Raw genomic sequence first — 13,731 nt, forward strand, 5'->3', positions numbered from 1 at the left:
CGCCAGTTTCACCGCCGCCAGATCGGCCTGGCTGGCATCGAGGTCTGCCCGGCCCGCCTCGACCTGTCGGCTCACGCGCCCCCATATATCCGGTAGCCAGCTCGCATTGGCTGTCAGTCCGAACTGGTTGTTCACGCCGCTGGCCGTTCCCTGGCGAGTCAGAGATGCATTGCTGCCAACCTGCGGATAGAAATCGGCCTGGGCTGCCGCAGCCAGCGCAGCAGACTGCCGCGCACGTGCCACTGCCTGGGCCAGGGTCTGATTGGACAGCTCGATCTCCGGCATCCAGGCATCGAGTCTGGCATCGCCGTATGCCTTCCACCAGTCCGTCTCAACCTCTCGTACCAGCCCCGCTGCCGGTGTCCAGCCATCGAGCTGCCCAAAGGCCGCCTGCGTCTGGCCTGGCGTATCGGGACGCACGTAGTCAGGCCCCATGGCGCATCCCGCCAGCAGCATGGCCAACAGCGGCACACCCAGCCGGCATCGCACGGTCGAAAACGATTTCGTCATTCCTGTGTTCCTTGTCTCTGCCAGCGTTTCATGCGGGTACGGGCCCGTTCAAGCAGCAGGTACACCACCGGTGTGGTGTAGAGTGTCAGCAACTGGCTGACCGCCAGCCCGCCAACGATGGCAATGCCCAGGGGCCGCCGCATTTCGGCACCATAGCCCAGCCCGAGCACCAGCGGCACGGCCCCCAGCAGGCCTGCGAGGTTGGTCATGAGGATCGGTCGCACACGCATCATGGCTGCCTCGTAGATCGCCTGACGAGGCGCCAGGCCGCGATGACGCTCCGCATCCAGCGCGAAGTCGATCATCATGATGGCGTTCTTCATGACCAGCCCGATCAGCAGGAACAGCCCCAGCAGCGCAATCAGCGTGAACTCCAGCCCGGCCATGCGCAATGCCAGCAAGGCACCCACCCCGGCCGAAGGCAAGGTCGACAGGATGGTCAGCGGGTGCAGCGTGCTCTCATACAGCATGCCCAGCACCAGATAGACAGCCACCACTACGCCAAGGATCAGCCAGGGCTGTGCCCCGACACTGTCCTGGAAATCTGCCGCGCCGCCACCCAGCCGCGCGTGCACGTCCAATGGCAACATCAGCCCGGCCAGAGCCCGGTCAAGCACCTGCAGGCCTGCCTGTAGCGGCACGCCCGGAGCCAGTGAAAAATCGATGCCGACGGCGGCAAACTGGCCATCATGGTAGACACGATCGTTGACCACGCCGTATTCGTAGCGGGCAAAGGCCATGAGAGGAATCAGTCGGCCATCGGCCGTCATCACCTGCACACGCTCCAGCTCATCCGGATTCTGCGTATAGCGTGGGTCCAGTTCCATCACCACACGGTACTGGTTGAGCCGGTCATAGAGCGTAGCGACCTGGCGCTGGCTGAACGAATTGCCCAGCACCGATGCCACCGTCCGCATGTCTACCCCCAGCCGCTGCGCCGCCTCGCGGTCGATCGTCAGCAGCACCTGTTTGGCAGCATCGTCGCCGAAGGATTCGACATCCACCAGCTCAGGCACCTCCTGCAGGGCCTGCGATACCTTGCGTGCCCAGGTACGCAGTTGCGTGGCATCTCCCGACAGCAGGGTCAGCGAGTAATCGCCCGACGAACCGAACGAGTGTGGTGGATTGAGATCCTGATCCAGACGCGTGAACAGCATGCCCCCCGGAATCTGCGGCGACTGATCGCGCAGGCGATCGGCCACGGCCTGCGCGCTCTCGCCACGTTCGCCCAGCGGCTTGAGACGCACCAGGATGAAGGTATTGCTGCCCCCCATCTCGCCCCCGCTGCTGCCGACCACGTCCTGCACGGCAGGATCAGCCATCAGCATGCGTCGGTAGGCTTCAACCTTGGGCTGCATGACCTGAAAGGAAAACCCGTCATCACCCCTCACGAAGACCGACAATTGCCCGGTATCCTGCGGCGGCAGAAAACCCTTCGGAATCGCCACATACAGATAGGCATTGAGACCGATCACACCCACCAGCAACGCCAGCACCAGCCACAGACGGCCGAGGCACCAGTCCAGGCTGCGCCCATAGCCTTCCCGCAATGCCTGCATCAGCCTTCGTCCCCTGTCCGCCAGCCCGCCCCGTGCGGCCTCGGCCTCTGAGTGGCGGTGCAGCAACCTGGCGCTGAGGCTGGGTGTGAGCGTGAGCGATACGCCCAGTGACAGCAGCATCGCGCCCACCAGCGTAATCGAGAACTCACGGAACAGGCGCTCGACCAGCCCGCCCATGAACAGGATAGACACGAACACCACGGCCAGCGCCAGATTCATTGCCAGCAGCGTAAAGCCGACTTCGCGGGTACCCAGCAAGGCAGCGCGAAACGGCGGCACGCCACGCTCGATATGGCGGGTAATGTTTTCCACCACCACGATGGCATCATCCACCACAAGCCCGGCCGCGACGATCAGCGCCATCAGCGACAGGTTGTTCAGCGAAAAACCATACAGGTACATGATGGCAAAGGCTCCGATCAATGATACCGGGATGGCCAGGCTGGGAATCAGTGCCGCACGCAGGCTGCCCAGGAATGCCCACACCACCAGCACCACCAGCACCACCGCGATCAGCAGCGTCAGCCAGGCATCGCGCAGCGTGGCCCGGATGCTGTCGGAACGGTCGAGCACCACAGTCAGGTCGACATCCTCGGGCGTCAGGGCGCGCAGGGCCGGCAACTGGGCATAGATTTCGTCGATGGTGCTGACGATATTGGAACCCGATTGCCGACTGACCAGCAGCACCACGGCGGGCCGGTCGTTGTGAAAACCGCTGCTGTAGCGATTCTCGACCGAATCGCTGACAGTGGCCACATCCCCCAGGCGTACCACTGCGCCATCACGCTGACGCACGATGAGCGGCAGATAATCGACCGCCTTGCGCAACTGGTCGTTGGTCTCGACCGACCAGCGCCGCTGTGCCGACTCGAGATCGCCACGCGGGGTCAGTGTATTGGTATCGGCGATGGCCTGCCGGACTTCGTCGAGCGCGATGCCACGCTGCGCCAGTGCCCTGGGATCAAGTTGTACGCGCACGGCAGGCAGCGAACTGCCTCCTACCCGGATCTCGCCCACGCCACCGATCTGGGCCAGTTTCTGCGCCAGCACCGTCGAGGCAATGTCATACAGCTGGCCGGGCGTGCGATCCGGCGAACTCAGCGCAATCGCCATGATGGGCGTATCGGACGGGTTGACCTTGCGATAGGTCGGATCGCCCGGCATCCCGGCAGGCAGTTCGCCCCGCGCAGCATTGATGGCCGCCTGCACATCGCGGGCCGCCTCGTGGATATTGCGATCGAGTTCGAACTCCAGCGTAATGCCGGTCGATCCCTGGTTGCTGGATGAGGTCATCGAGGTCACGCCCGCAATGCTGCCCAGCGCCCGCTCCAGCGGTGCCGCCACGGTGCTCGCCATGCTTTCCGGACTGGCACCGGGCAGGTCGGCCGACACCTCGATGGTCGGGAAATCCACCTGTGGCAACGGCGCAATCGGCATCAGACGCCATGCCAGCAAGCCAACCAGCATGATGCCCAGTGCCAGCAGGCAACTGGCCACCGGCCGGTGGATGAACAGGCGCAACATCAGTCTCTCCGGGTCTCGACCACGGCTGCCGGCTCGCTCCCGTCAGTCCCGGCACCCATTGCCGACGACGCACTGCGCCGACGGCTCAAGCGATCGAAAAACAGATACACCACCGGCGTGGTAAACAGCGTCAGCACCTGGCTGACCAGCAGGCCGCCCACCATGACCCAGCCCAGCGGCTGCCGCAGTTCGGCACCCGAGCCCGACGCCAGCATCAGCGGAATCGCGCCGAACAGCGCCGCCAGCGTCGTCATCAGGATAGGCCGAAAACGCAGCAACGCCGCCTGGTAGATGGCATCCTGCGGTGACATACCCTGGTGCCGCTCGGCATCGAGGGCAAAGTCCACCATCATGATGCCGTTCTTCTTGACCAGCCCGATCAACAGGATGATGCCGATCACCGCCACCAGATCCAGCGGCTTGCCGCTGATCAGCAGCGCCAGCAGCGCCCCGACTGTGGCAGACGGCAATGTGGACAGGATGGTGACCGGGTGAATGGTGCTTTCGTACAGGATGCCCAGCACGATATACATGGTGATCACCGCAGCGAGGATCAGCCACAGCGTGTTCGACAGCGATGCCTGGAACGCCTGGGCAGCCCCCTGGTAGCGCATTTCGATACTGGCGGGCAGGCCGATTTCCGTCAGGGTGGCATCGATCCGGGCCACCGCATCACCCAGTGAGGCCCCCGATGCCAGATTGAAGGAAATCGTGGCCGACGGGAACTGTCCCACATGGTTGATCAGCAGCGCCGTCGGGCGTTCACTGACGCGCGCCAATGCCGATAGCGGCACCAGCTCGCCACTGTCGCGCCGCACGTGCAGCCGCTCCAGCGCACCGGGTTCGGTCGCAAAGCGCGGATCGACCTCCAGCACGACACGATACTGATTGGCTTGCGTAAAGAGCGTGGAAATCTGCCGCTGACCATAGGCGCTGTAGAGCGCATTGTCGATATCCGCCATGGTCACGCCCAGCCGTCCGGCCGCATCGCGGTCCACCTCAAGGAATGCCTGCATGCCCCCCGTCTGCATGTCGCTGGCGACATCGCGCAGCGCATCCTGACCGGCCAGCGCCGCCAACACGCGAGGTACCCAGTCTTCAAGCAAGGTCTGATCAGGCGAAGTCAGCGTAAACAGGAACTGCGTACGACTGACACGATCCTCGATAGTCAGTTCCTGCACGGGTTGCAGATAGAGATCCATCTCGGCCACATCGGCGGCACGCGACTGCAGGCGCGCCAGGATCTCGGGCAGGGCCACGCTGCGCTCGGCAATCGGCTTCAGATTGATCATGATGCGACCGCTGTTGAGCGTGGCATTGACCCCATCCACCCCGATGAAAGACGACACCGAGTCGATATCCTGATCCTCGGCCAGGGCCGCCGCCAACGCCTGCTGGCGACGCGCCATGGCCTGGAAGGAAATATGCTGCGGTGCCTCGGTCACCCCTTGCAGCACGCCACTGTCCTGCACCGGGAAAAATCCCTTCGGCACGAGCAGGTACAGCAACACCGTCAACAGCAGCGTACCCAGCATGGTCAGCAATGTCAGGGTCTGGTGCCGCAGCACCCATTGCAGGCCCGACGCATAGCGCTCGATCACACGGTCGAGCAGCCCCTTCCTGCCATGCTGCTGCGACAGGTCGGGCAGCATGCGGGCACACAGCATCGGCGTCAGGCTCAGGGAAATCAGCAGGGAAATGAAAATCGCCACGGCCAGCGTAATGGCGAACTCCCGGAACAGCCGGCCCACCACATCGCCCATGAACAGCAGCGGGATCAAGACCGCAATCAACGACAGGGTCAGCGACACCAGCGTAAAACCGATCTGCCCGGCTCCCTTGATCGCCGCCTGCATCGGTGAATGCCCCTGCTCCCGGTAGCGGGCAATGTTTTCCAGCATGACGATCGCGTCATCGACCACGAAGCCGGCAGCGATGGTCAATGCCATCAGGGTCAGGTTATTGACCGAAAATCCCACCAGGTACATCACGCCAAACGTACCGATCAGTGACAGCGGCACGGCCAGGCTGGGAATCAGCGTGGCGCGCAGGTCGCGCAGGAACATGAAAGTCACCAGCACCACCAGCGCCACGGCAAACAGCAGCTCTATCTGCACGCCCCGGATGGAAGCCCGGATGCTGACGGTCCGGTCGGTCAGCACGGCCACGTCGAGCGATGCCGGCAAGGTGGCAGACAGTTGCGGCAGCAAGGCCTGCACCCGGTCCACCACATCGATGACGTTGGCCCCGGGCTGGCGCTGGATATTGACCAGCACGGCGGGCACATCCCCCACCCAGGCGGCCAGCCGTCGATCCTCGCCGCCCCGTGCCACCTCGGCCACCTGCCCCAGCCGGATCGGCGCATTGTCGCGCCAGGCCACGATCAGGTCGCGGTATTCGTCGAGCGTGCGCAACTGGTCATTGGCATCCAGGATAACGCTGCGCACTTCACCATCAAAACTGCCCTTGGGCTGGTTGACGTTGGCATTGGCCACCGCCTGCCGAACACTATCCAGACTCAGCCCATGCGCAGCCAGGGCAAGGGGATTGATCTGAATGCGGACTGCCGGACGCTGCCCCCCTGCCAGGCTCACCATGCCGACACCGGAAATCTGTGCCAATCGCTGCGCCAGCAGGGAGTCAACCAGATCGTACACTTCGTGCAGCGGCAGACTCTCGGACGTGATGGCCAGTGTCATGATGGGCACATCGGCGGGATTGACCTTGCGGTACACCGGCGGCGTCGGCAGGTCATCCGGCAGCAGGCTGCCGGCGGCGCTGATGGCCGCCTGCACCTCCTGTTCAGCCACGCTCATGGGGATATCCAGCGCAAACTGCAGTGTCAGCACCGAGGCTCCGCCCGAGCTGGCCGACGACATCTGCTTCAGACCGGGAATCTGACCGAAACGCCGCTCGAGCGGTGCCGTGATGGCACTGGCTGCAACCGACGGGCTGGCCCCCGGGTAGTGCGTGAACACCTGAATGATGGGGTAATCGACCTGCGGCAGTGCCGCCACCGGCAACAACCGCCAGGCCATGATGCCGGACAGCAGCAACGCCACCATGAGCAACATGGTAGCCACCGGGCGATGGATGAAAAGCCGCGACAGGTTCATGGTGCCGGTGCTGCTGCACCTGCCTGACCTGCAGCCTGGCTGCCAGGCAATGCATCCGCCGACGCCGCGGATCCCGCACCAGGTGCAAGGCTGGCCTCATCCGGATCCGCTGCGTTGCCTATGATTTCCACCTCTCGACCTTCGCGCAGGCGATCCAGCCCTTCGAGGATGACGCGCTCGCCGGGCTTGAGCCCCTCCTCCACGACAATCCGGCCCTGCGACATCGGTCCGAGGCGAACCTGCCGCATGTACGACTTGCTGTCGTCCCCGGCGATATAGACATAGGTTCCGCGCGATCCGTACTGGATGGCATCCTCGGCAACGGCAATCACATCCGCAATGTTGCGCACCTGCAGCCGCACGTTGACGAACTGATTGGGAAACAGCGCCTCGTCGGCATTGTCGAATTCTGCCCGCAAACGTACCGTGCCAGTGGTCGTATCGATCTGGTTGTCGATCGTGCGCAGCGTGCCGGTCGCCAGCAGGCTGTTTTCGCTCCGATCCCAGGCCTCGACTCTCAAGGCCTCGCCGCGACGCAGCGGCGGCAATACTTCCTGGAGTTGTGTCTCCGGCAGGCTGAACAGCACCGAAATCGGCTGCATCTGGGCAATCGTGACCAGACCGCCTTCATCACCGGCCCGCACCAGGTTACCGATATCGACCTTGCGCAAGCCCAGACGGCCACTGATGGGTGCCTCGATGCGGGTATAGCCGAGCTGCAGACGCGCCTCATCGACGGCAGCCTGGTCACTGCGCGCCGTACCACTGTACTGGCGCACCAGCGCTTCCTGGCTTTCCAGTTGCTGGCGGGCGATCGAATCCTGGCTGAAAAGGGTCTGGTAGCGCTTGAGATCGGCCTGCGCATTGCGCAGTTGCGCCTGGTTCTGCTGCTGCTGCCCCAGCGCCTGGGCCAGTTTCACTTCGTACGGACGCGGGTCTATCCGTGCCAGCAATGTGCCGGCCTCGACCGCCTGCCCTTCCTTGAAGGGCAGTTCGACCAGTTCACCTTCGACCCGGCTGCGTACCACCACCGTATTGAGCGGTGTGACCGTACCGAGCGCATGCAGCACCAACGGAAAATCCTGCTGCTCGGCCAGCACCACGCTGACGGCCACCGGCCCGGCATAGCGAGAAGGACCGGCAGCCTCTTGCCGGCCGGACAGCCAGGCATAGAGGCCGCCTGCCACGAGAAGCGCAGCAACGGCGCAAAGAATCTTGGTTCGGGAAGAAGAGGAAGAGGCCATGACAGAAGCGAAGGACAATCGGGCGACGCGACGGGAATATTTGCTACGCCCCTTCGGTCTGCTTGCATACAGATAGATAGGGACATTCAAAATTGAGAATGGTTCCCTTTTTTGTTCTTGATTCTTAAAACCGTAGGATTTTACACGCGAACCGGATCCGATCAAGGAACGACCTTCCGATGCATGCGTGGCTGCGCGAGCCAAACTGTGTTGGAATACCGGACAGCAACCTACTCAAGAAAGCCATACGATGGATCTGAACACGGAACTGGAAAAAATCGCATCTGCCAGGTTCTTTGCAAACATGGGGCTGAACGACACCAGCATGACCGGGGTAGTGTTTATCAACGACGTGCGGGAAGCCTTTGTCGAACCATCGAGCACCGAGTCCAGAGTACTTCTCGACAAAACGAAATGGCTCCCGACCTCGGTCACCGGGCAGGACCCCTTCTACGAGAAACGGCCCGCCCCCCAGGCGCTTATCGAGTTTCGCAAGCACATCAACCAGGCTGTCACGAAAGCTACCCGGAATCTCGACACATCAGGCTTCAGTTGTCCGCCCCATGATTTCAGTCTCGCGGCCAGAGGCGCAATCTGCTTCGCCTTCAGGCAATTGATAACGGAAAGATACTTCGGGTTGGGCGACCAGTGGGCACGCATCACCGCGCTGTACTATGCGGGTCACTGGCCCATTGGTTACACCAAAACAGCTATCGTAGCGATCTAGCTGAATCCCCCTCACGGCTGAACGCGCTATTCTTGCCGATCAGACGGAAAAGCCGCTGCTGCCCGCTGCACGCGATCACGCACCCCAGCCCAACGGGCCTCTTCGGGTGGCGCTTCGAGCAGGATGGCATCCATACCCAGCGCATCCCATTCGCGCATACGGGCATAGAGCACGTGTGCATAGGCCTCGGCATCGGCGGGCATGGCTTGCCAGTGCACCGAACTGCCAGACGCCAACACGGGGGCCACGGGACAGCTATACGAAGCTACCACACAACACCCGTCCGCCTGATTCGCCAGAAGATGCAGGATCGCATCAAGCGTCAACAGCCGAAACGGCGTACCCGGCGCATAGTGTGCCTTGAGGGTACCGGATGCACGCGGCGCATCGGCATCAGGCGGCAATACCGCCTCGCCCAGCACCTGCTCCAGCTGCCCGGCGCTGATGCCGCCCGGCCGCAACAGCACGGGACGCCCTCCCAGATGCACCCGCGACAGATCGAGAATGGTAGATTCGATGCCAACCTCTGTCGGCCCGCCATCCAGCACCTGGATCTGTCCGCTGGCCACCTCGGGCGCAAACTCTTCCAGCACATGGCGTGCCAGTGTAGGAGAGACATGGCCGAAGCGATTGGCCGACGGTGCGGCCACGCCGCCCTGCCCGCCGGTACGCTGTGCCGCGAACGCTGCGATCAGCGCCTGGGCCACAGGATGAGCTGGACAGCGCAATCCAATACTGTCCTGACCGCCGCTGATGGCCGGATCGATATGCGTGGCACGCTTGAGAATCAGGGTCAATGGCCCCGGCCAGAATGCCGCGATCAGGCTGCGTGCCTGACTCGGCACATAAGCTGCCCAGTAGTCGAGGTCGGCTCCCGGTGCCAGGTGCGCAATCACGGGGTGATTGGATGGCCGGCCCTTGGCGGCATAAATGGCCGCCACCGCCTGTGGGTTCTCGGCATCGGCCCCGAGACCATAGACGGTTTCAGTCGGAAAGGCGACCAGCCGACCAGCCTGCAATTGTGTGGCGGCCGCCTCGATGGCGGCCGCATCCGGATGGCTGGCAACACCACCGGCTGACAGCGGGAACGGCCGCGTATCCATCAGGCCGGATCGTAGACGATGCCCAGCGCACGCGCTGCGGCAGCAGCAGCGGCACGCGCCTGCTCGAGCGTGGGAGCCACGCAGTTGACGTGTCCCATCTTGCGGCCCTTGCGGGCATCACGCTTGCCGTACAGGTGCAGCTTGGCCCCAGGAATCGCCAGCACGGTACGCCAGTCAGGTTCGCGCACTGCGTCGGTTTCGGGATCGAACCAGATGTCACCCAGCAGATTGAGCATGATGGCCGCGCCGGTCATGCTGGTATCGCCCAGCGGCAAGCCTGCCATCACCCGTGCCTGTTGCTCGAACTGACTGGTCAGACAGGCATCCATGGTGTAGTGACCACTGTTGTGCGGACGCGGCGCGATCTCATTGACCAGCAGCCGACCGTCCTGCAGCACGAAGAACTCGATGCAGAGCACACCACGATAATCCAGCCCCTCTGCCAGAGTACGGGCAGCCTCATGCGCCTGCGCCTGAATCGCCGGGTCAAGGCTGGCCCCGACTTCGGATACGGCCAGGATACCGTTGCGATGCTCGTTGCGCGCCGCCGGAAAAATCCGGATCTCGCCATCATGACCACGCGCCAGCACGACAGAAATCTCGTAGTCGAGCGGCTGCAGGGCTTCCAGCACACAGGCGGCACCATCAAAAGCGGCCAACGCAGCCAGTGCCTCCTGGCGATTGACGACACGGGCCTGTCCCTTGCCGTCATAGCCCAGGCGCGCCACCTTGAGAATTCCCGGAAACAGCGCATCAGGCGCAGCCTCGAGATCGGCTTCGCTGCGGATGGCTGCCCAGGGCGCCACGGGGATACCCTGCGAAGCAATGAAAGTTTTTTCGGCAATGCGATCCTGCACGACCGCCACGGCATCGCCCGACGGACTGACGGCACTGACCTCGGCCAGCACGCGCAAACTGTCCGCCGGCACATTCTCGAACTCGGTCGTCACGGCCTTGCACAGGCCGGCAAGCTGGGCCAGAGCAGCCTCGTCATCGTACGCGGCCTGCAGGTGACGGTCGGCCACGGCGGCTGCCGGCCCCTGGGCTGCCGGGTCGAGCACGGCCACCTGGTAGCCCAGATCCTGGGCTGCCTGGCAGAACATGCGGCCCAGTTGGCCACCGCCCAGCACACCCAGCCACTGGCCGGGCACGAGATAAGGGGAAGTGCGCGATACGGTCATGCGGTTTCCTGTCAGTCGAGCGGCGGCAGGTTCATGCCGCGCGCCACTTCGTTCTGGCGTGCGCGGAAGGCACGCAGCTTTTCGCGCAGCGCGGCATCGGTCGTCGCCAGGTTGGCAATCACATGCAGGGCGGCATTGGCCGCGCCCGCCTCGCCAATGGCGAACGTCGCCACCGGCACGCCCTTGGGCATCTGTACGATGGACAGCAGCGAATCCTCGCCACGCAGGTAACGCGACGGCACCGGCACGCCGAACACCGGCACCTCGGTAAAGGCTGCCAGCATGCCCGGCAGGTGAGCTGCACCACCCGCACCGGCAATGATGGCACGCAGGCCGCGTGCCGCAGCCTGGTCACCATACTCGGCCATTTCGGCCGGCATGCGGTGCGCGGAGACCACCTGTGCCTCGTAAGGCACGCCGAAATCCGCCAGGATGCGGATGGCATGCTGCATCACGTCCCAGTCGCTCGAAGAACCCATCACCACCCCGACCACGGGGGTTTCGTGCCTGTGTGCCTGCTGAATCATCTGCGTATGCTCCTTGCGACTCAGGCGGTCAGGCGCTCGAGCGCCTCACGGTATTTGGCAGCGGTTTTTTCCAGCACCTCGGCCGGCAGGCGCGGAGCCGGCGGCGTCTTGTCCCAGACCTGGGTCTCGAGCCAGTCGCGCACGAACTGCTTGTCGAACGACGGCGGGCTGATCCCCTCGCGGTAGCCGTCGGCCGGCCAGAAACGGGACGAGTCCGGCGTGAGGACCTCGTCCATCAGGTGCAGCACGCCCTGGTCATCCAGACCGAACTCGAACTTGGTGTCGGCGATCAGGATGCCCTTGGTGGCGGCAAAATCGGCTGCTTCACGGTACAGCTGCAGCGTGAGGTCGCGCAAGCGGCCTGCCAATTCGTCGCCAACAGCGTTGCGCACGTAGTCAAAATCGACGTTTTCGTCATGCTCGCCCAGCTCCGCCTTGGCTGCCGGCGTGAAGATCGGTTCCGGCAGCTTGCCGGCCTGCTGCAACCCGGTCGGCAACGTGATGCCGCACACGGCACCCGTAGCCTGGTAATCCTTCCAGCCGGAGCCGATGATGTAGCCGCGTGCCACGGCCTCGACCAGGATCGGCTTGAGACGCTTGACCACGACGGCACGGCCACGCACCTGATCGCGCTCGGCTGCCGTGACCACGTCTTCGGGCAGCACGTCGGTAGAGTGGTTGGGCACCACATGGGCCAGCTTGCGCAGCCAGAACTCGGTCAAGCCGGTCAGGACCTCGCCCTTGCCGGGAATCGGATCATCCAGGATCACGTCGAATGCGGAAATGCGGTCGGTCGCGATCACGAGCAATTTGTCGTCGCCGACGGCGTAGATGTCGCGCACCTTGCCGCGGCCAAGCAGCGGCAAGGACTGGATACTGGATTGATGCAAAGCGGAGGTCACGTCGGTTCACCGGAAAAGTGGAAAGTTCGGATCATCTGCCCACAGTACGGGGCAGAAGCTGCCGCGCCTGCATCGTGAATGACGAGTGCCATCCGTGACGCAAGCACGGCTGCGGAGTTACTGCACCTGCTGCTTCAACGCGCCGGAGGCGTACTGGCGTGCGATTTCGTCGAGGCTGATCGGCTTGATGCTGGCGGCATGGCCGGCGGTACCGAACTGCTGGTAGCGCTCGATGCACAGTTTCTTGGCAGCCAGGCGGGCCGGCTTGAGGAATTCGCGCGGATCGAACTTGGAGGGGTTCTCGAACAGGAAACGACGCACGGCGGCGGTCATCGCCAGGCGGATATCTGTATCGATGTTGATCTTGCGCACGCCGTACTTGATGGCTTCCTGGATTTCCTCGACCGGCACGCCGTAGGTTTCCTTCATGTCGCCACCGAACTCGCGGATCTCGGCCAGCAGATCCTGCGGCACGCTGGAGCTGCCGTGCATCACCAGGTGGGTATTGGGCAGGCGTGCGTGGATTTCCTTGACGCGCTTGATCGACAGGATATCGCCGGTGGGCTTGCGGGTGAACTTGTAGGCACCGTGGCTGGTGCCGATGGCGATGGCCAGCGCATCAAGCTGGGTGCGGCGCACGAAATCGGCGGCCTGCTCGGGGTCGGTCAGCAGTTGCTCCATCGACAGCGTACCCTCGGCACCGTGGCCGTCTTCCTTGTCGCCCTGCATGGTTTCGAGCGAACCCAGGCAACCCAGTTCACCTTCGACGGTCACGCCCTGGCGATGGGCAGCCTCGACCACCGTGCGGGTCACTTCGACGTTGTATTCGTAGTCGGCAATGGTCTTGCCGTCTTCCTTGAGGGAGCCATCCATCATCACGCTGGAGAAGCCCAGGTCGATCGCGCCCTGGCACACGGCCGGCGACTGGCCGTGATCCTGGTGCATGACCACGGGGATATGGGGATACGACTCGACGGCGGCCTGGATCAGGTGCCTGAGAAACTCCTCGCCGGCATATTTGCGCGCACCGGCCGAAGCCTGCATGATCACCGGGCTGTCGGTCTCGTGAGCAGCCTCCATGATGGCCTGGACCTGCTCCAGGTTGTTGACGTTGAACGCGGGAATGCCGTAGCCGTGTTCAGCGGCGTGATCCAGCAACTGACGCATGGAAACGAGGGCCATGAAGAACTCTCCGAAGATGAATGGATGAAATCCGGTGCCGCGCAACGCGGCCAAACCTCGATTTTACGCAAAAAAGCGCCCGCTGGCCGGACAAACCAGCCAGCGGGCTGCATGGAATTTTAAAGCGGCGGGTGGGCAAGATACCACCCCACCCCC

10 protein-coding genes are annotated in these 13,731 nt (G+C 63.5%); 1 reads left to right on the plus strand and 9 read right to left on the minus strand.

Annotation, left to right across the window (positions count from 1 at the left end):
* The 4 genes from ABN482_RS10385 to ABN482_RS10400 form a co-directional block, all read right to left on the minus strand.
* The coding region (locus tag ABN482_RS10385) for a TolC family protein (protein ID WP_349503921.1) at positions 1 to 510 on the minus strand (510 nt) is incomplete at its 3' end.
* The gene (locus ABN482_RS10390) at positions 507 to 3,593 is read right to left on the minus strand and encodes an efflux RND transporter permease subunit (RefSeq protein ID WP_349503922.1); all 3,087 of its coding nucleotides are present in this window, start codon (positions 3,591 to 3,593) and stop codon (positions 507 to 509) included. The genes ABN482_RS10385 and ABN482_RS10390, both read right to left, overlap by 4 nt.
* Positions 3,593 to 6,709, minus strand: a complete 3,117-nt coding sequence (locus ABN482_RS10395; RefSeq protein ID WP_349503923.1) for a multidrug efflux RND transporter permease subunit — start codon at positions 6,707 to 6,709, stop codon at positions 3,593 to 3,595. Before ABN482_RS10395 ends, ABN482_RS10390 begins: the two co-directional genes overlap by 1 nt.
* A complete protein-coding gene (locus ABN482_RS10400) occupies positions 6,706 to 7,953 on the minus strand; it encodes an MdtA/MuxA family multidrug efflux RND transporter periplasmic adaptor subunit (protein WP_349503924.1) in 1,248 nt (415 codons plus the stop codon). Before ABN482_RS10400 ends, ABN482_RS10395 begins: the two co-directional genes overlap by 4 nt.
* 250 nt (positions 7,954 to 8,203) lie before the next feature.
* Between ABN482_RS10400 and ABN482_RS10405 the strand changes: the two genes are divergently transcribed.
* Positions 8,204 to 8,680, plus strand: coding sequence for a hypothetical protein (locus ABN482_RS10405; RefSeq protein ID WP_349503925.1), 477 nt, complete (start codon positions 8,204 to 8,206; stop codon positions 8,678 to 8,680).
* A 26-nt stretch (positions 8,681 to 8,706) separates the two neighbouring features.
* Here the strand turns inward: ABN482_RS10405 and ABN482_RS10410 are convergent, their stop codons facing one another.
* From ABN482_RS10410 to fba, 5 genes are all read right to left on the minus strand, one after another.
* Positions 8,707 to 9,783: an L-threonylcarbamoyladenylate synthase gene (locus ABN482_RS10410; protein ID WP_349503926.1), complete on the minus strand. Its 1,077-nt coding sequence runs from the start codon at positions 9,781 to 9,783 to the stop codon at positions 8,707 to 8,709.
* Positions 9,783 to 10,964: a 5-(carboxyamino)imidazole ribonucleotide synthase gene (locus ABN482_RS10415; protein WP_349503927.1), complete on the minus strand. Its 1,182-nt coding sequence runs from the start codon at positions 10,962 to 10,964 to the stop codon at positions 9,783 to 9,785. The genes ABN482_RS10410 and ABN482_RS10415 overlap by 1 nt, the downstream gene beginning before the upstream one ends.
* 11 nt (positions 10,965 to 10,975) lie before the next feature.
* Positions 10,976 to 11,491, minus strand: a complete 516-nt coding sequence (gene purE, locus ABN482_RS10420; RefSeq protein ID WP_349503928.1) for a 5-(carboxyamino)imidazole ribonucleotide mutase — start codon at positions 11,489 to 11,491, stop codon at positions 10,976 to 10,978.
* A 20-nt stretch (positions 11,492 to 11,511) separates the two neighbouring features.
* Positions 11,512 to 12,393, minus strand: a complete 882-nt coding sequence (locus tag ABN482_RS10425) for a phosphoribosylaminoimidazolesuccinocarboxamide synthase (protein ID WP_349503929.1) — start codon at positions 12,391 to 12,393, stop codon at positions 11,512 to 11,514.
* Between the two features lie 117 nt (positions 12,394 to 12,510).
* Complete coding sequence (gene fba / locus ABN482_RS10430) at positions 12,511 to 13,575, minus strand: class II fructose-bisphosphate aldolase (RefSeq protein ID WP_109060128.1); 1,065 nt, start codon at positions 13,573 to 13,575, stop codon at positions 12,511 to 12,513.
* Positions 13,576 to 13,731 lie beyond the last annotated feature (156 nt).

It is taken from the genome of Corticimicrobacter sp., assembly GCF_040137905.1.
Classification (GTDB): Bacteria; Pseudomonadota; Gammaproteobacteria; order Burkholderiales; family Burkholderiaceae_B; genus Corticimicrobacter.